Raw genomic sequence first — 17,513 nt, forward strand, 5'->3', positions numbered from 1 at the left:
GAGGCGTGAGCTGAGACCGTGAAGCTGGACTCGATGTACCAGGAAGTCATCCTGGACCACTACAAGAACCCGCACGGGCGTGGTCTGCGGGATGGCGACGCCGAGGTGCACCATGTGAACCCGACGTGCGGCGACGAGATCACCCTCCGCGTGAAGTACGACGGCACGCAGATCGCGGACGTCAGCTACGAGGGCCAGGGCTGCTCGATCAGCCAGGCCTCCGCCTCCGTGCTGAACGAGCTGCTGGTCGGCAAGGACCTGGCCGACGCGCAGAAGATCCAGGAGACCTTCCTGGAGCTGATGCAGTCCAAGGGCAGGATCGAGCCGGACGACGCGATGGAGGACATCCTGGAGGACGCGGTCGCGTTCGCCGGTGTCTCCAAGTACCCCGCGCGGGTCAAGTGCGCCCTCCTGAGCTGGATGGCGTGGAAGGACGCGACGGCCCAGGCGCTGGGTGGCGCCGACGCCGAAAGGAAGACGGCATGAGCGACACCGCTGAGATGAAGCCGGTCTCGGAGGAGGAACTCCGCGAGGCCCTGATGGACGTGGTCGACCCCGAGCTGGGCATCGACGTCGTCAACCTCGGCCTGATCTACGGCATCCACATCGACGACTCCAACGTGGCCACGGTCGACATGACCCTGACCTCGGCGGCCTGCCCGCTGACGGACGTCATCGAGGACCAGGCCAAGTCCGCCACGGACGGCCTCGTCAACGAACTGCGCATCAACTGGGTCTGGATGCCCCCGTGGGGCCCGGACAAGATCACGGACGACGGCCGCGAGCAGCTTCGGGCGCTCGGGTTCAACGTCTGACACAGAGCGGGCGAAAGGGGCCGCGGCCGAGTGCCGCGGCCCCTTTTCCGTGCGCTCCGCCCACGTCCGCGCGACCCATGTGTACGGCCGTACGCAACGGTGTGTACGCTCGTACACATGGGATATCTGACGCTCGCCGGCGCCATCGCCGCCGAGGTCGCCGCGACGACGGCGATGAAGTACAGCGAGGGGTTCAGCCGGCTGTGGCCCTCGCTCGTGACGGCCCTGGGCTATCTGGTCTCCTTCGCGCTGCTCGCCCAGACGCTGAAGACCGTCCAGATCGGCACGGCGTACGCGATCTGGTCCGGCGTCGGCACCGCCACAGTCGCCCTGCTCGGCCTGCTCCTCTTCGGGGAGGGGCTGAGCCTCGCCAAGGCCGGCGGCATCCTGCTGATCATCGGTGGAGTGGTCGTGCTGAACCTCGGCGGGGCGAGTCACTGATGGGGCGGCGCTACGACCCCGAGCGGCGGCAGCGGATCATCGACGCGGCCCTGCGGGTGGCCGCCCGCGACGGCATCGCCGGGCTCAGCCACCGTACGGTCGCCGCCGAGGCGGACGTCCCGCTCGGCTCCACCACCTACCACTTCGCCACCCTGGACGACCTGCTGGTGGCCGCCCTGTGCCAGGCCAACGAGGGGTTCGCACGGGTGCTCGACGCCAGCGGCGTCCTCGCGGACGGCGACGGCGACCTCGCGGCCGGTCTCGCCCGGGTCCTCGGCGAGTGGCTGGGCCGCGACCGGCCGGGCGTGGAGCTGGAGTACGAGCTGTACCTCGCGGCCCTGCGCCGCCCGGCCCTGCGCCCGGTCGCCGCCCAGTGGGCGCAGGAGACGGCGGACCGGCTGGCCGCGCGGGTGGACGAGGTGACGGCGCGGGCGCTGGTGGCCCTGATGGACGGGATCTGCCTCGAAGTGCTGCTCACCGGCGGTTCGTACGACGAGGAGCGCGCGCGTGAGGTGCTGGCTCGGCTGATCCCCTGAAGCGGCGCCCGGCACGTGAGACGCGGTTCGCCCCGACCACCCCGCCCACGTTAGGTTTTGTCCCATGACCGAGTCTGCTACCCGCACCACCGGCGCCGTCGCCGCCGGCCTCGCCACGATCGCCTCCGACGGCACCGTTCTCGACACCTGGTTCCCGGCCCCCGAGCTGGTCGAGCAGCCGGGCCCGGCCGGCACCGAGCGGCTCACCGCCGAGCAGGCGGCCGAGCTGCTGGGCGGCGGCGCAACCGCGGCGACCGGCCCGGACGCCCGCCGGGGCGTCGAGGTGGTCGCCGTCCGCACGGTCATCGCCTCGCTGGACGAGAAGCCGATCGACGCCCACGACGTCTACCTGCGCCTGCACCTGCTCTCGCACCGCCTGGTCAAGCCGCACGGCCAGAGCCTGGACGGCATATTCGGCCACCTCGCCAACGTCGCCTGGACCTCGCTCGGCCCGGTCGCGGTGGACGACATCGAGAAGGTGCGGCTGAACGCCCGCGCCGAGGGCCTGCACCTGCAGGTCACCTCGATCGACAAGTTCCCGCGCATGACCGACTACGTCGTCCCCAAGGGCGTGCGCATCGCCGATGCCGACCGGGTCCGCCTCGGCGCGCACCTCGCCCAGGGCACCACCGTCATGCACGAGGGCTTCGTCAACTTCAACGCCGGCACGCTCGGGACCTCCATGGTCGAGGGCCGGATCTCCGCGGGCGTCGTGGTCGGCAACGGCTCCGACATCGGCGGCGGCGCCTCCACCATGGGCACCCTGTCCGGCGGCGGCAACGTGATCATCTCCATCGGCGAGCGCTGCCTGATCGGCGCCGAGGCGGGCGTGGGCATCGCGCTCGGCGACGAGTGCGTGGTCGAGGCCGGCCTGTACGTCACCGCGGGCACCCGGGTCACCATGCCCGACGGCCAGATCGTCAAGGCCCGTGAGCTGAACGGCGCCTCCAACATCCTCTTCCGCCGCAACTCGGTCACCGGTGCGGTCGAGGCCCGCCCGAACAACGCGGTCTGGGGCGGCCTGAACGACATCCTCCACAGTCACAACTGACCCACCGCACCGCGCAGCAGCGCCCTCCGCCCCGTGTGGCGGAGGGCGCTGTGCCATGCCGGACAGGGACTGGGAGCCGGTGTTCGCCGAGCGGTGAGGTCTGCGGATGCGGGCGGGTGCGGGTGCGGGTGCGGGTTCCGGCTGTCCGTGGTCAGGGGGTGGTGAGTTCCTGGTACCGGGTCAGCAGTTCGTCGGTCGTGTCGCGGTCTGCGGGCAGCAGGGGTGCGCGTACCGGGCCCGCGGGGCGGCCGAGGGCCATGAGGAGCGCCTTCGCGGTGACCGTGCCGGGCAGGCCCGCGGCCATCATCGCCTCGATCAACGGCGTCGCCCGCAGCTGGAGTTGCGCCGCCCGCGCGGTGTCGCCGGCGTCGAAGGCGTCGAGGATCGCGGCGATCCGGCCGGGTACGGCGTTGGCGACCGTGCTGACGCAGCCCGCGGCGCCGACCGCGTACAGCGCCAGCACGTGTTCGTCGCAGCCCGCGTAGTACGCGAGATCGGTGTGCGCCAGCACCTTCTGGGTGCCTAGGAAGTCGTACGAGCAGTCCTTCACCGCGACGATCCTCGGGTGTTCGGCGAGGCGGATCATCGTCTGCGGCTCGATCCGGGTGCCGGTGCGGCCCGGGATGTCGTACAGCATCACGGGCAGTCCGCTCGCGTCGGCGACCTGGCGGAAGTGCGCCTCCAGCGCCTCCTGCGGGGGCCTGCTGTAGTACGGCGTCACCACCAGCACCCCGTCTGCGCCCGCCTTCCCGGCCGCGCGGGCCAGTTCCACGGTGTGCCGGGTGTCGGCCGTGCCCACCCCGGTGACCAGGGACGCGCTGTCGCCGACGGCCTCCCGGACGGCCGCGACCAGTTCCGTCTTCTCCGCGTCCGTGGTGGTGGGCGACTCGCCCGTGGTGCCGTTCAGCACCAGGCCGTCGCAGCCCTCGGCCACCAGCCGCTCGGCCAGCTCGCGGGCGCCGTCCAGGTCGAGGGCGCCCTCCTCGGTGAACGGCGTGATCATCGCGCAGAGGGTGCGGCCGAAGGGGCGCGGGGTGGTGGGTGTCGTCGTCATGGGGGTAGTGTCGGCCTCCCCTTGATCAAGCACTACTTAATTCTGCTACGCGCTATTGGTAAGTTCTGCTGAATTGATGCTCTGGTGGACGGAGGCCCTGTGTCCAACTCGGCCCTTCATGGGTCACTATGGCCGGAGGGTCACCGACGTCCGTCATGGGAGGCACCATGAAGCTCGGCAAGGCACTGGCCACCGGATACGCCGAGGAGCGGCCGCGCGGCGAAGAGGCCGGCCGGGAGGAGATCGTCCGCGAGGAGGTCGTCCGCGAGGAGCGGGGACCGCTTGCTGAGGACACCGCCCGCGTCGTGACGGCCGAGCCGGGCCGCGAAGAGGTTCCGGCCGTCCGATGAGACTGCGGCTCCCCGCGGAACGCCCGACGGAGCCGCCGACCGGATACAAGATCGCCCACCCGGTGCTGTCCCAGGACGGCACCCGGGCCGGGTTCACCGGAGTGTCGCTCGGCGGCGCGCTGCCGTACGGCGTCCTCGACGACGCCGCCTGCGTCTACGGGCGCCGGCACCGGCCGCCGGCCCGGCTGTGCGACTGCGGGTTCCACTGCGTCCACGACCGTGCCGCCGCGGAGGCCATGCTGTGCACCGCCGAGCACCGTACGGCCCTGCTGCTGGAGGTCTCCGTGCTGGGGGCCTACATCCGCTTCGAGCGCGGGTTCCGGTACGGGCGGCAGCGGGTGCGCACGGCCGTCGCCGGGCCGTGCGCCTGCGGCGCCGCCGCCGTCGCGCTCGCCGACGCCGGGTGGGGCAGGCCGGGGTGGCGGGGGCTCGCTCCGGCGTGCGCCGGGTGTGTGCGCGGGCGTACGTCCGTCTCGCTCGCCGGGTTCGCGCGGCTGGCCGGGGAGGGGCTGCGGGTGGTTGCGCGCGGTGGGGGTGCGGGTGGCTCCGCCGAGTTGGCGGCGGGGGCGGAGCTGGGTGTGCCCGAACTCGTGGCCGAGGCGGCGTTGTTGCAGGCCCGGCTCGACTGGTTCCAGAGCCAACTCGCCCGGCTCGGTGAGCGCGGGGGCGGGGGCGGGGGCGGGGGATCGGGGCGGGGGTGACGGCCTAACGGCCGCCTCTCCGGGTACCCGCAGCTCTGGAGCGGCCTGGTCGGTGCGTCTTCGGTGCGTGGGCCACTGCGGGTGCTTCGTGCGGTGCGGTGTCCCGTCGGGTGCGTGCGATGCCCTGCCTGCGGCGTTCCGTGCGGGTGCGGGTGCGTTCGATGCCTGCGGTGGTCTGCGGGGTGCGTTCGGTGCCTGCGGCGGCCCGTGCGGGTGCGTCGTGGGCGGGGTCGCGCCTACGGTGGTCTGTGAGTCGGTGCCGCGCCGGGTGGTGTCCGTCCTCGGTCCGGCGGGCCGCCTGCCGTGGAGTGCCCGGTGTTCTCGCCGGCCGCTGCGGGCGGACACCACCCGGCACGTCCCCTCCCGCCGCACGCGGCCTCCGGAGGCGACCCGCTCAGGCCTGTCCCGGGGCTCGGCAGCGGCCGGGCCGACGTCGACGCGAGAAAGGGCACACCGATGAAGCACAGGACTCCGCATCGTACGGGGGCCAAGGGACCCGACGAGCTGCGGCACCAGATCGAGCACGCCAGGCACCAACTCGGGGGCACCGTGGCCCAGTTGGTCGGCAAGGCCGATGTGAAGGGGCGGGCCCGGGTGCGGGCCGCCGATCTGCGGGACAAGGCCGGCGCCATGACCGTGCAGCTGCGGGTCAGCGCCGCCCAGGCCGGGCACGCCGTGCAGGGCCGGGCCGTCCAGGCCGGTCATGCGGTGCAGGGCCGGGCTGCCCAGGCCGGGCATGTCGTGCAGGGCAAGGCCGTCCATGCCGGGCATGTCGTGCAGGGCAAGGTGGCTCAGGCGGGGCATGTGGCGCAGGGGCGGGCCGGGCACGCCGGGCATGCTGCGCAGGGCAGGGCCGCGGGCGTTCTGGTGCGGCTGCGGCGGCCGGCGGTGCTCGCGGGCCTGGCGAGCGTCGCCGCCGTGGTCGCCGCCGGTGTCGCGCGGATGAGGCGACGCTGAACCTGCCCCGCCCACCGTGGACGAGAAAAGTTTTCGGTGGGAGGGTGTGGGCATGCTGGACGTGACCGTGATCGAGGACCCCGAGGCGGCGGCCGTGTCGCTGGACCCCATCCGGGCCCGGCTGCTCGCCGAGCTCGCCGTCGAGCCCGCCTCGGCGACGATGCTGGCCGGCAAGGTCGGGCTGCCCCGGCAGAAGGTGAACTACCACCTCAAGGCGCTGGAGCGGCACGGCCTGGTCGAGCTGGCCGGGGAGCGGCGCAAGGGCAACGTCACCGAGCGGCTGATGCGGGCGACCGCCGCCTCGTACGTCATCTCGCCCGCCGCTCTGCCGGGCGTCCAGCCGGATCCGGATCGCTTTCGCGATCAGTTGTCCGCGCGGTGGCTGCTCGCGCTCGGCGCCCGGCTGGTGCGGGACGTCGGCGCGCTGATCACCGGCGCCGCGCGGGCCCGGAAGGGGCTGGCGACCTACGCGCTGGACGGGCAGGTCCGCTTCGCCTCCGCCGCCGACCGGGCGGCCTTCGTACAGGAGCTGACGGCGGGCGTGAGCGCGCTGATCCGCAAGTACGACGCCCCGGACGCCGAGGGCGGCCGCGACCACCGGATCGTCGTCGCCCTGCATCCCACGGTCAAGGCCCCCGCACTGGACCAGTGAGCAGGAGTCCCGACATGCCCGAGGAATTCGAGATCGTCCGCGAGTTCGAGGTGGACGTCCCGCCCGAGAAGGTGTGGGAGGCCGTCACCACCGGCACCGGCGGCTACCTGTGGCCCATGGACCCGCCCGAGCCGCGCGAAGGCGGCAGGGGGCCCTTCGGGTCCACCGTCACCGCCTGGGATCCGCCGCACCGCTACGGCAGTCGCAGCGAGGACGTCGGCATGCCGACGCAGTCGGTCAACCAGCTCGACTACACCATCGAGTCCCGCGACGAGGGGCGCCGCGCCTGGGTGCGCTATGTGCACAGCGGCATCTTCACCGACGACTGGAACAACCAGTACGACGGCGCCAGCAAGCACACCAACTTCTACCTGCACACCCTGTGCGAGTACCTCACCCACTTCGCGCCCCGGCCGGTCGCCTTCGCCCAGCTGAACGGGCCCGCGGCCTCGGCGAGCCCGCGGGCGCTCGCCGCCGTCGCGCGCGCCCTCGGGCTTGCGGACGACGCGGCCGCCGGTGCCAAGGTGAGCGTCCGAGGGCCCGGCGGGCCCCTGGACGCCGTACTCGACTACCGCAACCCGTACTTCATCGGGCTGCGCACCGACCACGCCCTCATCCGCTTCTTCGGGCGGGGCCACTGGGGCGCCCCGCTCGGCATCAGCGTCCACGACTTCGCGCCGGACGCCGACGCCGAGGCGAACGAGGCCGCCTGGCAGGACTGGCTCAGCGGGGTGTTCGGCCGGTCCTGACGCAGGTCACGGGCGGAAGCGCAGCACCTGCGGGTCGTGGTCGCTGATCTGGTCGTTGAACTCCGAGTTGATGTGCACGCTGTCGTACTCGACGTCGCAGCCGCGCCGGATCGCCGGGCTGATCAGGATCTGGTCCAGGACCTGCTCGTTGCCCTGGTAGTCGTAGGTGTACCGCTCGCTCCTCGGCAGCGACTTGATCGCCGACCACAGTTCGCCGTCGCCCTCGAGGATCTGCGCCGTCTCGGAGAACTCGAAGTCGTTCATGTCGCCGAGCGCGATCACGTTCGCGTTCCTCTGGACTTCGAGGATGTCCTTGACGAAGGCGTTCACCTCGGTGGCCTGCGCGTGGCGCTGGATCTCCGAGCTGCGCGTCGGCGGCTGGTACTGGGAGGTCAGGCCCTGGTCGCCGCCCTTGGAGACCAGGTGGTTGGCGATCACGAAGACCGTCTTGCCGCGGAAGACGAACTGGCCGACCAGCGGCTTGCGGCTGTCCTTCCAAGCGGCGTTCTGCGGGTCGATGCGGCCGGGGGAGGCTGTCAGCTCGGCCTTGCCGTTCTTCTTGGCGACGCCGACCGCGGTGGTGGAGTCGCCGCCCGCGCGGTCCACGAAGGACACCCGCTCGGGGTTGAACAGGAACACCTGGCGGATGTTGCCGCCCGGCTGGCCGCCGTCCTGGTCGTTGACCGGGTCGATGGAGCGCCAGTCGTACTTCGGGCCGCCCGCCGCGACGATCGCGTCGATCAGCTTGTTCACGGTGACGCTCGCGTCGACCGTGCCGTCGTCCGTGGCGCCGTTGTCGTCCTGGATCTCCTCCAGGGACACGATGTCCGGCGCCTGCAGGTTGTTCACGATCGCGGACGCGTGCTGGGCGAAGGTGGTGTCCGAGGGGTCGAGGTTCTCGACGTTGTAGGTGGCCACCGCCAGCTCGCGGCCCGACTGCCTCCGCGTCGTCTCGCGTTCCAGGCCGGCGCTCTGCAGCGTGCCGAGCCTGCTCGCGACGAGGGTGTAGCCGCCGTACTGGTTGAAGTCGAGCGGGCCGGTGGTGGCGCCCTCCAGGGTGTCGCCGACGTTCGCCTTCGGGAAGTCGGCGGTGGAGCCCAGCGACTGGATCTGGAGGCGGCCGGTGTTCTGGGAGTCGTAGGAGCCGTAGACCGTGCCGCCTCGGCGGCCGGCGTGCTCGTGCGGCTTCACCGTGACCCACAGCTCGCTGTAGGGGTCGGTGGCGGTGACCACGCGGGTGTCGGCGACCTGGACGTTCATGCCCTCAAGGGACTCGTAGTAGTCCAGGGCGTACTTCGACGGGTCCAGCGGGAGGTTGTTGATCGAGCCGCCGGCCGCGGGGTCGCCCTGCGGGGTGTACGCGTCCGGCACCGAGTCCTCGTCGATCACGACCGGCGCCGGGACCGGATTGCCGGTGGAGACCGTGGTGATCACCGGCTTGGTGATCTCGGTCAGGGACTGGTTGCCGGAGGAGGCGCCGCCCGGGACGTACTCCGAGACCGTGCCGGTCACCGTCACCGCGTCGCCGACCGCCACCTTCGGCGTGGAGCCGGTGAAGACGAAGACGCCCTCGCTGGTGGCCGGGTCGGCGTCCGCATCCGGGTCCTGGAGCCAGAAGCCTCTGGAGGAGCCGTACGTGCGCGTGGCCGTGACGATGCCGGGCACGTCCGTCACCTTCTGCCCGGCGAACGGCGATATTCGGGTCGTGCCCTGGATGTCGTGGACGCGCACCGAGTCGGCGTGCGCGGGGGCGGTCAGGGCGACGGCGGACGCCGCGCTGCAGACGGCGGCGACGGTGAGCGCGGCGAGGCGCGCGGAAGACCTGCTCGGCAAGGGATCCCTCCGGGGACGTGACGATGCGCCGGGACGAGGGTGGTACGGGTGCGTGTGGGGGTCGTAGCCCTCCGTGACACGCGTAGAGCCGAGTGAACAGTCGTCCCCCCAACTTCTACGCGCGTCAATCTCCTGCCTGCGCCCGGGAGTTGTCAAGGTTTCGGCCATGTACGGCCGCTGACGGGGAGATGAACCGGGCGGCATGGGGCGAAATCCGTCTAGGCTGAGCGGCTGAGCCCGTTTCACGCTCCGAGGAGATCCAGCCGATGTCAGACAGCTCCCCCCTGCCGCCCGTACGGCTGCACTCCGAAGCGGAGCTGGCCCGCGCCGCGCTGTCCACGCCGCTGCTCTCCCGTGCCGCCCGCCTCGCCCGCTGGGCGGGGCCGGACACCCGCGTGGACGCCGGCGGCGTACTGGTCGAGGAGCAGCTTCCGGCCGCCGCCGAACTGCTCGGACTGAGCGGTGACGACGCCGCCGCGGACGCCGGCGAGGCCTGGCGGATCGCCGTGGACACGGGGCTGGTCGAGATCGTGGACGAGGAGGCCGGCACGGTACGGCCGGGCGAGGAGCTGAAGCTGCTCACCGGCGGCTCCCCGGCCGACGTGCTCTCCGTGTGGCTCACCGCGCTGGAGACCGTCCTCGCCGACGCGAGCGTGCCGGATCTGGACGGTCTGGCCGACGCCCTGGCCGAGGACGGCACGGTCGATTTCTCGTCACTCGGCTGGGACCCGGACGCGGAGGCCGCGTTCCTCGACGGCGTCCTCGGCAATCTGTATCTGCTGACGGTGAGTGAGGGCGGCCCCGGCGAGGGACCGGTCCCGCTGCCCGCCCTCGCCGCCTCGGTGATCGTCCCCGACGGCCCGGGCGAGCCCACCGACGCCGTCCTGCAGCAGGTCTCCGACGCGATGATGCGCCTGGACGACCAGTTCCGGATGCTGGAGCCGGTCGGTCTCGTGGAGTACCGGCCGGTGGACGAGGCGCTGATGGCCGACCCGGAGGAGGAGCCGGCCGCGCCGCTGGACGACGCCGACGTCACGCGCTACGGCATGGTCCGGCTCACCCCGCTCGGCGTGTACGGGCTGCGGGCGCGGCTGCTGGACGCCGGGTTCGCGGCGCCGGCCGTGGGCGAACTCGCCGACAAGGGCGCGGACGCGCTGCTCGACGGCATGGCCGGATTCGGTCAGGCCGCGGCGCGGGCCGAGACCGAGCAGTGGCTCGACCGGCGCGAACCGCTCGCCGCCGCCCGGGAGTTGCTCGCCGCCGCCCGGGGTGCGGACGCGGGCGCGCCGCTGCGCAGGCTGCGCTGCCAGCAGGCCCTTTCCCTGGTCGGCGCGGAGGCCGAGCCCGCGTTGCGGGAGGTGCTGGACGATCCCGAACTGGGCGGCCTGGCCCGCGTCTGGCTGAGCGAGCGGGGGATGGCCGGGGTGCCGGCGCCGTCCGAGGAGATGGTGTTCTGGCTGACCGTCGACACGCTGGCCGCGCAACTGGCCGCCGAGGGCAACTCCGAGGAACTGCAGGCGCTGGTGGAGGGGCTGGCCGCGCAGCACAGCGGGTTCTTCTCCGCCGCGTGGCGGGTGGAGCACCCGGCCACGGCCGAGGTGCTGGAGGCGATGGGACGGCTGCACCCGGACAAGAAGGTGGCGAAGGAGGCACGCAAGGCCGCGTTCAAGGCGCGGTCGCAGCACGGGGTGTGAGGCCGTCGCGGTACGGTCGGTCCTCTCCCGGCGCTGTGATCGAGTGCCGTCGCGGTGCGGGGGCTTCTTCTCGGTGGTGCGGCTGAGTGCCGTCGTGGTGCGGAGGCTTCTTCTCGGTGGTGCGGCTGAGTGCCGTCGCGGTGCGGGGGCTTCTTCTCGGTGGTGCGGCCGAGTGCCGTAGTGGCGGGTCGCCTTTGGGGTGGCCATGGGGTGTGCCATACGGATTCTTGAACAAGGGCCTTGGAAGCAGCCCGCTGTTCAACTCCCGTTCAAGGTGTGGCGGGAGCGTGTGCGCCGAACCGAGGTCCGCCACCCTCCACGGCACTCCCACCGTCTGTAGGAGACACATATGTCGCTCACCCGCAGGGACTTCGCCAGAACCTCCGCGATCGCCGGCGCCGGGATCGCCCTGGCGGGCAGCGTCGGCGCCCTCGCCACCGCGCCGAACGCCCTCGCCGCGACGGACGCCGACGGCGCCGGGGCGGAGTCGGCGCACGGGGGACACGGCGTCGGCTACGGTCCGCTGGTCCCGGACCCGAACGGCATCCTCGCCCTGCCCGCGGGCTTCAGCTACGAGATCGTCACCTACAGCGGCAGGACCAGGCTGGAGTCCGGCGAGTTCACGCCGTCCAACCACGACGGCACCGCCGCCTTCGCGGGACAGCGCGGCGCCACCCTCCTCGTCAACAACCACGAACTGAAGGGCCCGCGCGCCAACTGGGCGTACCCCGTGCCGCTCACCGAGGGCCTCGTCTACGACCCCGCCGCCTCCGGTGGCTGCACGGTCGTCGAGGTGCGCCGCGACCAGGTCGCCGAGTGGGTCGGCATCGCCGGCACCTCCACCAACTGCGCGGGCGGCTCCACTCCCTGGGGCACCTGGCTGACGTGCGAGGAGACCGAGGACAAGGCCGGCCAGAACGGCATGACCAAGGACCACGGCTACGTCTTCGAGGTCGACCCCGAGGACCACCGGGCCAACCGCGACCCCAAGCCGATCAAGGCCTTCGGCCGCTACGCCCACGAGGCGGTCGTCATCGACCCCAAGCGCGGGCACGCCTACCTCACCGAGGACGCGGCCGGCCCCAACGGCCTGCTCTACCGCTGGACCCCGCCGGAGGGCTTCCGGCACGGCCGGGGCAAGCTGCGCACCCTCGCCGACGACGCCGGTGTGCTCCAGGCCTTCAAGTGCTTCGACTCCGGCGGGAAGTTCGTGGACGACCTGTCCCGCGCCACCAGGATCGGCACCGTCTACGGCGTCGACTGGGTGGACGTCCCCGACCGCGACGCCCGGCAGGTCTCCACCCGCAAGCAGTTCGCCGACGGCCGGATCACCCGCGCCCGCAAGCTGGAGGGCATGTGGTGGGGCGACGGCGGCGCCTACATCGTCTCCTCCTACGCCCGCGAGGAGAGCCCCGTCCAGCACGACGGCCAGGTCTGGTTCTACGACCCGGCGCGCCGCACCCTCACCCTGAAGGTGCTGCTCGGCGTGAACCCGGACCCGGCGAAGGACGGCGCCTTCGACGGCCCGGACAACATCACCGTCTCCCCGTACGGCGGCCTCGTCATCGCCGAGGACGGCGAGGGCGTCCAGCATCTGTTCGGCGCCACCGAGAGCGGCCGCACCTACCCGATCGCCCGCAACGAGCTCAACATCGGCACCGAAGCGGAGCCGGAGTACAGCGAGTTCACCGGCGTCACCTTCTCGCCCGACGGCCGGACCCTGTTCGCCAACATCCAGACGCCCGGCATCATGCTCGCCATCACCGGCCCCTGGAAGCGGCAGCAGCGGTAGGCGCCGGGACCACCGAGCCGCTCCCCGCCGCGCCCGCGAGGCGGGGAGCGCCGAGGGGGTGTGCGGCGTTGTGGGCCGCCGAAGGCCGCGAGGCCAGCGCGCGGACCCGGGTCTGCCGCCGGTGAGCACGCACGCCGCCACCGCCGGCGCGGCCGGCACGATCAGGGAACCGAAGCCGAAGGCGCGCGACGCCCCGTGGTAAATACGGAGAGGGTTCCCGCTGTGCAAGGAGTTACTGGATGACGCAGGTCAGGCCCATGCGCGCGGACGCTCGGCGCAACTACGAGCGGTTGCTGAAGGTGGCGGCGGAGGCCTTCGCCGAGCATGGGGAGAAGGCGTCACTCGACGACATCGCCAAGCGGGCGGGCGTCGGCTCCGGCACGCTCTACCGGCACTTCCCGACCCGGCAGGCGCTGCTGGAGGCGGCGTACGTGGACCGCATCGAGGCGCTGGGGGCGCGCGCGGAGGAGCTGGCGGGGCAACTGCCGCCCGGCGAGGCCCTGATGGAGTGGCTGAACGAGCTGTGCGTCGCCACGATCCAGGTGCGGGGAATGAAGGCGCTGCTGGGTTCGGCGGTCACGGACGGCAGTTCGGCCGCGCTGACGGCGTGCGGGACGACGGTGAAGGGCGCGGCCGCGAGGCTGGTCGAGGCGGCGCGGGCGGAGGGGGCGCTGCGGGCCGACGTCGAGCCGATCGACGTGCTGCGGCTCGCCCACGGGGTCGCCACGGCATCCGAACTCGCGAACGGGCAGGGACGGGAGATCCGGCGGTATCTGACCCTGCTGGTGGAGGGGCTGCGGGGCTAGGGCCTGTCGTCACGCTTCCTCCCCCGGCCTTCGGCCCCGGCCCCGCGACGCCGTGCACGTGCTCCCGGGAGCTGCCCCGCCCGGGAGCGGAGGGGCGGCGTCCCGGGGCGCGGCCGTGTGCGGCGCGGCGGCCGGGCCGTAAGATCGGGGATCTCGTGGGGGAGGTGGTCATGGGCAGGCGACGCCCTGGCACGCCGACGCTGGAGGAGGTGGCCGCTCGCGCCGGAGTGGGGCGGGGCACCGTCTCCCGCGTCATCAACAACGCGGCGGGCGTGAAGGAGTCGACCCGTCGTGCCGTGCAGCAGGCCATCGCGGAGCTGGGGTATGTGCCCAATCTGGCGGCCCGTTCCCTGGCCGGGAGCAGGGCCGACGCGGTGGCACTGGTGATGACCGAGCCGGACTGGCGGCAGTTCGCCGAGCCCTTCTTCTCCGAGATCGTCAGCTCGCTCGGGGACGGGCTGGCCGACACCGGGATCCAGTTGCTGCTGACGCTGGTGCGGTCCGGCGCCGAGCGGCGGCGCCTGCTGGAGTACGCGCGCGGGGGCCGGGTGGACGGGGTGCTGCTGATGTCCGTGCACGCCGACGATCCGCTGCCCGACATGCTCGCCGAGGCCCGCGTGCCCACCGTGCTGCTCGGGCGCCGCTCCGGCGACGAGCACGTCAGCTACGTCGACGCGGACAACGTCGGCGGCGCCCGCAGCGCCGTCTCCCACCTGCTGGAACGCGGCCGGACGGCGATCGCCACCATCACCGGGCCGTCCGACATGTACGTCGCCCAGTGCCGGCTGCGCGGCTACCGCGAGGCGCTGGCGGCGGCCGGGCTGCACGGCAAGCCGTCCTGGATCGCCGAGGGTGACTTCACACGGGAGAGCGGGCGGCTGGCGATGGCGCGGCTCATCGAGCGGCACCCGGAGATCGACGGGGTGCTCGCCGCGTCGGACACCACGGCGGCCGGTGCGCTGCAGGCGCTGCGGGCGGCGGGGCGGCGGGTGCCCGAGGACGTGGCCGTGGTCGGTTTCGACGACTTCCCGCTGGCAGAGCAGACCGTGCCGCCGCTGACGACGGTGCGTCAGCCGCTGCAGGAGATCGGCCGGGCCATGGTCCGGCTGCTCCTGGAGGAGATCGAGGAACCCTCACTGGCCTGGCGGCATGTCATTCTGCGCACGGAACTGGTGGTGCGCGAGTCGGCCTGAGGCGCCCTGCATCAGGGCCCGGCGAGTTAAGGGTTTCGGGAGCGCTCCCGGGCGTGAGTATCTGACCTGCGCCTTCGACAACGCTTCGACGCATTCCCGCCCGACGTCTTGTCAGGGACATGCACTACTCCCTACAGTCCCACCGAAACCGAGGGAATGGGAGCGCTCCCATTCAATGACTTGGGAGCGCTCCCGCGACTACTTCCCCGTCCCTTCGGAGAGGACCCGCATGCGCACGTCACAGCACCATGTCCGTGGAGCCAGTGCCCTGTTCGCGGCGCTGCTCACCGTCCTCGCCGCCCTGGCGGCGCTCCTGACCACCGCCTCGGCCGCACAGGCCGACACGACGGTCTGCGATCAGTTCGGGTCGACCACGGTCCAGGGCCGTTATGTCGTCCAGAACAACCGCTGGGGCACCAGCGACACCCAGTGCATCAGCGCCACCGACTCCGGCTTCCGCATCACCCAGGCCGACGGCTCGGTGCCGACGAACGGGGCGCCGAAGTCGTACCCGTCGATCTACAACGGCTGCCACTACACCAACTGCTCACCGGGCACCAACCTCCCGGCGCAGCTCAGCGGCATCTCCAGCGCCCCGACGTCGATCTCGTACACGTACGTGAGCAACGCCGTGTACGACGCGGCGTACGACATCTGGCTCGACCCGACCGCCCGCAAGGACGGCGTGAACAAGACCGAGATCATGGTCTGGTTCAACCACGTCGGCTCGGTCCAGCCGGTCGGCTCGCAGGTCGGCACCGTCACCGTCGCCGGGCGCCAGTGGCAGGTGTGGTCCGGCAACAACGGCTCCAACGACGTGCTGTCGTTCGTCGCCCCGTCGGCCATCACCAGCTGGTCCTTCGACGTCATGGACTTCGTGCGCCAGGCGGTCTCCCGCGGACTGGCCCAGAGCAGCTGGTACCTGACGAGCGTTCAGGCCGGCTTCGAACCCTGGCAGAACGGCGCCGGACTCGCCGTGTCGTCGTTCTCCTCGGCAGTCAACACCGGCGGCACCACCCCGGCCGACCCCGGCACGTCGGCCTGCAAGGTGACGTACGGGACGAACGTCTGGACCGGCGGCTTCACCGCCGACGTCACCGTGGCCAACACCGGCAGCACGGCGGTGAACGGCTGGAAGGCCGGGTTCACGCTGCCCTCCGGCCAGCAGATCACCAGCGCCTGGGGCGCCACCGTGTCGCCGTCCTCGGGGGCGGTCACCGCGACCAGCCTCTCCTACAACGGGCAGCTCGCGCCCGGTGGTCAGACGTCCTTCGGGTTCCAGGGCACCTACTCCGGCGCCTTCGCCAAGCCTGCCGCCTTCACCGTGAACGGCACCGCCTGCACCGTCGCGTGACGCACCGGGCGCGGTACGAGGGCGCACCCTGCCGGGCCCTCGTACCGGACCGCGTCCGACCCCCACGCCGACGCCGGTGGCGTGCACCGCCTCGTCCCCTCCCGCCCGGGTGGCGCCTTCCCCGTGCGGGAGGGGCTCTCAGCGCCCGCGAACCGGCGGTCCGCCCGCGCTCCTCCCCGCCCCCGGCGGCCTACAGCGCCCGTGCCCCCGGGTCCACCATGTTCCGCACCGTGCGGGCCTTGACGAAGGCGCCCAGTGCCGTCATGTCCCACTCGCCGGAGTACTGGCGGACGAGCTTGGCCATCAGCACGCCGGTCTGGGGCTCGGCGTGGGTGAGGTCGAAGCGGACCAGCTCCTCGCCGGTGGTGCCGTCCAGCAGGCGGCAGTAGGCCTTGGCGACCTCGGTGAACTTCTGGCCGGAGAAGGAGTTCACCGTGAAGACCAGGCCGGTGACGTCCTGGGAGAGGCGGCCCAGGTCGACCGTGATCACCTCGTCGTCGCCCGCGCCCTCTCCGGTGAGGTTGTCACCGGAGTGTCTGATGGCGCCGTTCAGGATCGTCAGCTTGCCGAAGTAGCAGCTGTCGATGTGGTTGCGCTGCGGGCCGTAGGCGATGACCGAGGCGTCCAGGTCGATGTCCGCGCCGCGGAACGCCGGTTCCCAGCCGAGCCCCATCCTGACCTGGGAGAGCAGCGGACGGCCGCCCTTGATCAGGGAGACGGTCTGGTTCTTCTGCAGGCTCACCCGGCCCTTGTCGAGGTTGATCTTCCCGGCCCCCGGAGCGGGCGCGGGCGGGGCCGCGGGCGGCGACACCGGCGGGGCGGGTGGGGTCACCGGGGTCTGCACGGCGGGCGGCGGGGGAGCGGCGGCCCGGGGCGGGGCCGCCGGCGGGGCCGAGGGAGTGGCCGGCTGCGGCGGTGCCACAGGGGGCGCCGACGGTGCGGCCGGCTGCGGCGGTGCCGACGGGGCGGCCGGTTCCTCCACCGCCACGCCGAAGTCCGTGGCGATGCCGGCCAGCCCGTCGGCGTACCCCTGGCCGACCGCGCGGGCCTTCCAGGCGCCGTTCCGGCGGTAGACCTCCACCACGATCAGCGCGGTCTCGGCGCCGAGCCGCGGCGGGGTGAAGGTGCCCAGCACCGTGCCGGCGTCCGCGTCACGGATCGTGGCCGTCGGCTCGATGCCCTGGAAGGTCTGGCCGGCCGCGTCCGGGCTGGCCGTGACCACGATCTTCTCGATGTCCGGCGGGACGGCGGCGGTGTCGACCGTGATCGCGTCCGGGGCCGCACCGCCCCCGGACGCGTAGTTCACGCCCGGTCCCACCGGCTGGTTGTAGAAGATGAAGTCGTCGTCCGAGCGCACCTTGCCGTCGGCCGTGAGCAGCAGGCCCGACACGTCGAGCCGCACGGGCGCGGACACGTCCACGGTGACACGGGCGGCCGACAGAGGGATGTTCGAGCCAGGGGTCATAGCTGTCATGCCGGGTGAACGAACGACGTCGCTTTACCGTTCCCTTACCAGCGGAAACCCGCCGAACGGC

At 72.4% G+C, this 17,513-nt stretch carries 18 protein-coding genes; 15 read left to right on the plus strand and 3 right to left on the minus strand.

What is annotated here, in order from left to right; translation table 11 throughout:
* Positions 1-18 precede the first annotated feature (18 nt).
* From sufU to dapD, 5 genes are all read left to right on the plus strand, one after another.
* Positions 19-486 carry a Fe-S cluster assembly sulfur transfer protein SufU gene (sufU, locus tag OG956_RS27935; protein WP_330340759.1) on the plus strand — a complete coding sequence of 156 codons (468 nt, stop codon included), beginning with the start codon at positions 19-21 and terminating at the stop codon, positions 484-486.
* On the plus strand, positions 483-815 hold the full coding sequence (locus tag OG956_RS27940) for a metal-sulfur cluster assembly factor (protein WP_330340760.1): 333 nt from the start codon (positions 483-485) through the stop codon (positions 813-815). Before sufU ends, OG956_RS27940 begins: the two co-directional genes overlap by 4 nt.
* 117 nt (positions 816-932) lie before the next feature.
* A complete protein-coding gene (locus tag OG956_RS27945; RefSeq protein WP_330340761.1) occupies positions 933-1,256 on the plus strand; it encodes a DMT family transporter in 324 nt (107 codons plus the stop codon).
* Positions 1,256-1,792 carry a TetR/AcrR family transcriptional regulator gene (locus tag OG956_RS27950; protein ID WP_330340762.1) on the plus strand — a complete coding sequence of 179 codons (537 nt, stop codon included), beginning with the start codon at positions 1,256-1,258 and terminating at the stop codon, positions 1,790-1,792. The genes OG956_RS27945 and OG956_RS27950 overlap by 1 nt, the downstream gene beginning before the upstream one ends.
* A 64-nt stretch (positions 1,793-1,856) precedes the next feature.
* On the plus strand, positions 1,857-2,843 hold the full coding sequence (gene dapD / locus OG956_RS27955) for a 2,3,4,5-tetrahydropyridine-2,6-dicarboxylate N-succinyltransferase (RefSeq protein ID WP_330340763.1): 987 nt from the start codon (positions 1,857-1,859) through the stop codon (positions 2,841-2,843).
* 151 nt (positions 2,844-2,994) lie between these two features.
* Here the strand turns inward: dapD and dapA are convergent, their stop codons facing one another.
* A complete protein-coding gene (gene dapA / locus OG956_RS27960) occupies positions 2,995-3,897 on the minus strand; it encodes a 4-hydroxy-tetrahydrodipicolinate synthase (RefSeq protein WP_330340764.1) in 903 nt (300 codons plus the stop codon).
* 167 nt (positions 3,898-4,064) lie between these two features.
* Between dapA and OG956_RS27965 the strand changes: the two genes are divergently transcribed.
* The 5 genes from OG956_RS27965 (at position 4,065) to OG956_RS27985 (ending at position 7,306) form a co-directional block, all read left to right on the plus strand.
* The gene (locus OG956_RS27965) at positions 4,065-4,247 is read left to right on the plus strand and encodes a hypothetical protein (protein WP_330340765.1); all 183 of its coding nucleotides are present in this window, start codon (positions 4,065-4,067) and stop codon (positions 4,245-4,247) included.
* Positions 4,244-4,948, plus strand: coding sequence for a hypothetical protein (locus OG956_RS27970; protein ID WP_330340766.1), 705 nt, complete (start codon positions 4,244-4,246; stop codon positions 4,946-4,948). The genes OG956_RS27965 and OG956_RS27970 overlap by 4 nt, the downstream gene beginning before the upstream one ends.
* 456 nt (positions 4,949-5,404) lie before the next feature.
* A complete protein-coding gene (locus OG956_RS27975; protein ID WP_330340767.1) occupies positions 5,405-5,905 on the plus strand; it encodes a DUF3618 domain-containing protein in 501 nt (166 codons plus the stop codon).
* A 52-nt stretch (positions 5,906-5,957) separates the two neighbouring features.
* A complete protein-coding gene (locus OG956_RS27980; protein ID WP_330340768.1) occupies positions 5,958-6,557 on the plus strand; it encodes an ArsR/SmtB family transcription factor in 600 nt (199 codons plus the stop codon).
* 14 nt (positions 6,558-6,571) lie between these two features.
* Positions 6,572-7,306: an SRPBCC family protein gene (locus tag OG956_RS27985; RefSeq protein ID WP_330340769.1), complete on the plus strand. Its 735-nt coding sequence runs from the start codon at positions 6,572-6,574 to the stop codon at positions 7,304-7,306.
* 6 nt (positions 7,307-7,312) lie between these two features.
* On the opposite strand, the gene OG956_RS27990 is transcribed toward OG956_RS27985, so the two are convergent.
* Positions 7,313-9,139 carry an endonuclease/exonuclease/phosphatase family protein gene (locus tag OG956_RS27990; RefSeq protein ID WP_330340770.1) on the minus strand — a complete coding sequence of 609 codons (1,827 nt, stop codon included), beginning with the start codon at positions 9,137-9,139 and terminating at the stop codon, positions 7,313-7,315.
* A 266-nt stretch (positions 9,140-9,405) separates the two neighbouring features.
* On the opposite strand from OG956_RS27990, the gene OG956_RS27995 reads away from it, so the two are divergent.
* The 5 genes from OG956_RS27995 (at position 9,406) to OG956_RS28015 (ending at position 15,978) form a co-directional block, all read left to right on the plus strand.
* Positions 9,406-10,833 carry a hypothetical protein gene (locus tag OG956_RS27995; protein WP_330340771.1) on the plus strand — a complete coding sequence of 476 codons (1,428 nt, stop codon included), beginning with the start codon at positions 9,406-9,408 and terminating at the stop codon, positions 10,831-10,833.
* A 349-nt stretch (positions 10,834-11,182) separates the two neighbouring features.
* Complete coding sequence (locus tag OG956_RS28000) at positions 11,183-12,625, plus strand: alkaline phosphatase PhoX (RefSeq protein WP_330340772.1); 1,443 nt, start codon at positions 11,183-11,185, stop codon at positions 12,623-12,625.
* A gap of 239 nt (positions 12,626-12,864) precedes the next feature.
* Complete coding sequence (locus tag OG956_RS28005) at positions 12,865-13,431, plus strand: TetR/AcrR family transcriptional regulator (RefSeq protein ID WP_330340773.1); 567 nt, start codon at positions 12,865-12,867, stop codon at positions 13,429-13,431.
* Positions 13,432-13,601: 170 nt separating this feature from the next.
* Positions 13,602-14,624: a LacI family DNA-binding transcriptional regulator gene (locus OG956_RS28010; RefSeq protein ID WP_330340774.1), complete on the plus strand. Its 1,023-nt coding sequence runs from the start codon at positions 13,602-13,604 to the stop codon at positions 14,622-14,624.
* 229 nt (positions 14,625-14,853) lie between these two features.
* On the plus strand, positions 14,854-15,978 hold the full coding sequence (locus OG956_RS28015) for a GH12 family glycosyl hydrolase domain-containing protein (RefSeq protein WP_330340775.1): 1,125 nt from the start codon (positions 14,854-14,856) through the stop codon (positions 15,976-15,978).
* A 190-nt stretch (positions 15,979-16,168) separates the two neighbouring features.
* On the opposite strand, the gene OG956_RS28020 is transcribed toward OG956_RS28015, so the two are convergent.
* Positions 16,169-17,443 carry a TerD family protein gene (locus OG956_RS28020; RefSeq protein WP_330340776.1) on the minus strand — a complete coding sequence of 425 codons (1,275 nt, stop codon included), beginning with the start codon at positions 17,441-17,443 and terminating at the stop codon, positions 16,169-16,171.
* Positions 17,444-17,513 lie beyond the last annotated feature (70 nt).

This window comes from Streptomyces sp. NBC_00557, from assembly GCF_036345995.1.
Lineage (GTDB): Bacteria > Actinomycetota > Actinomycetes > Streptomycetales > Streptomycetaceae > Streptomyces.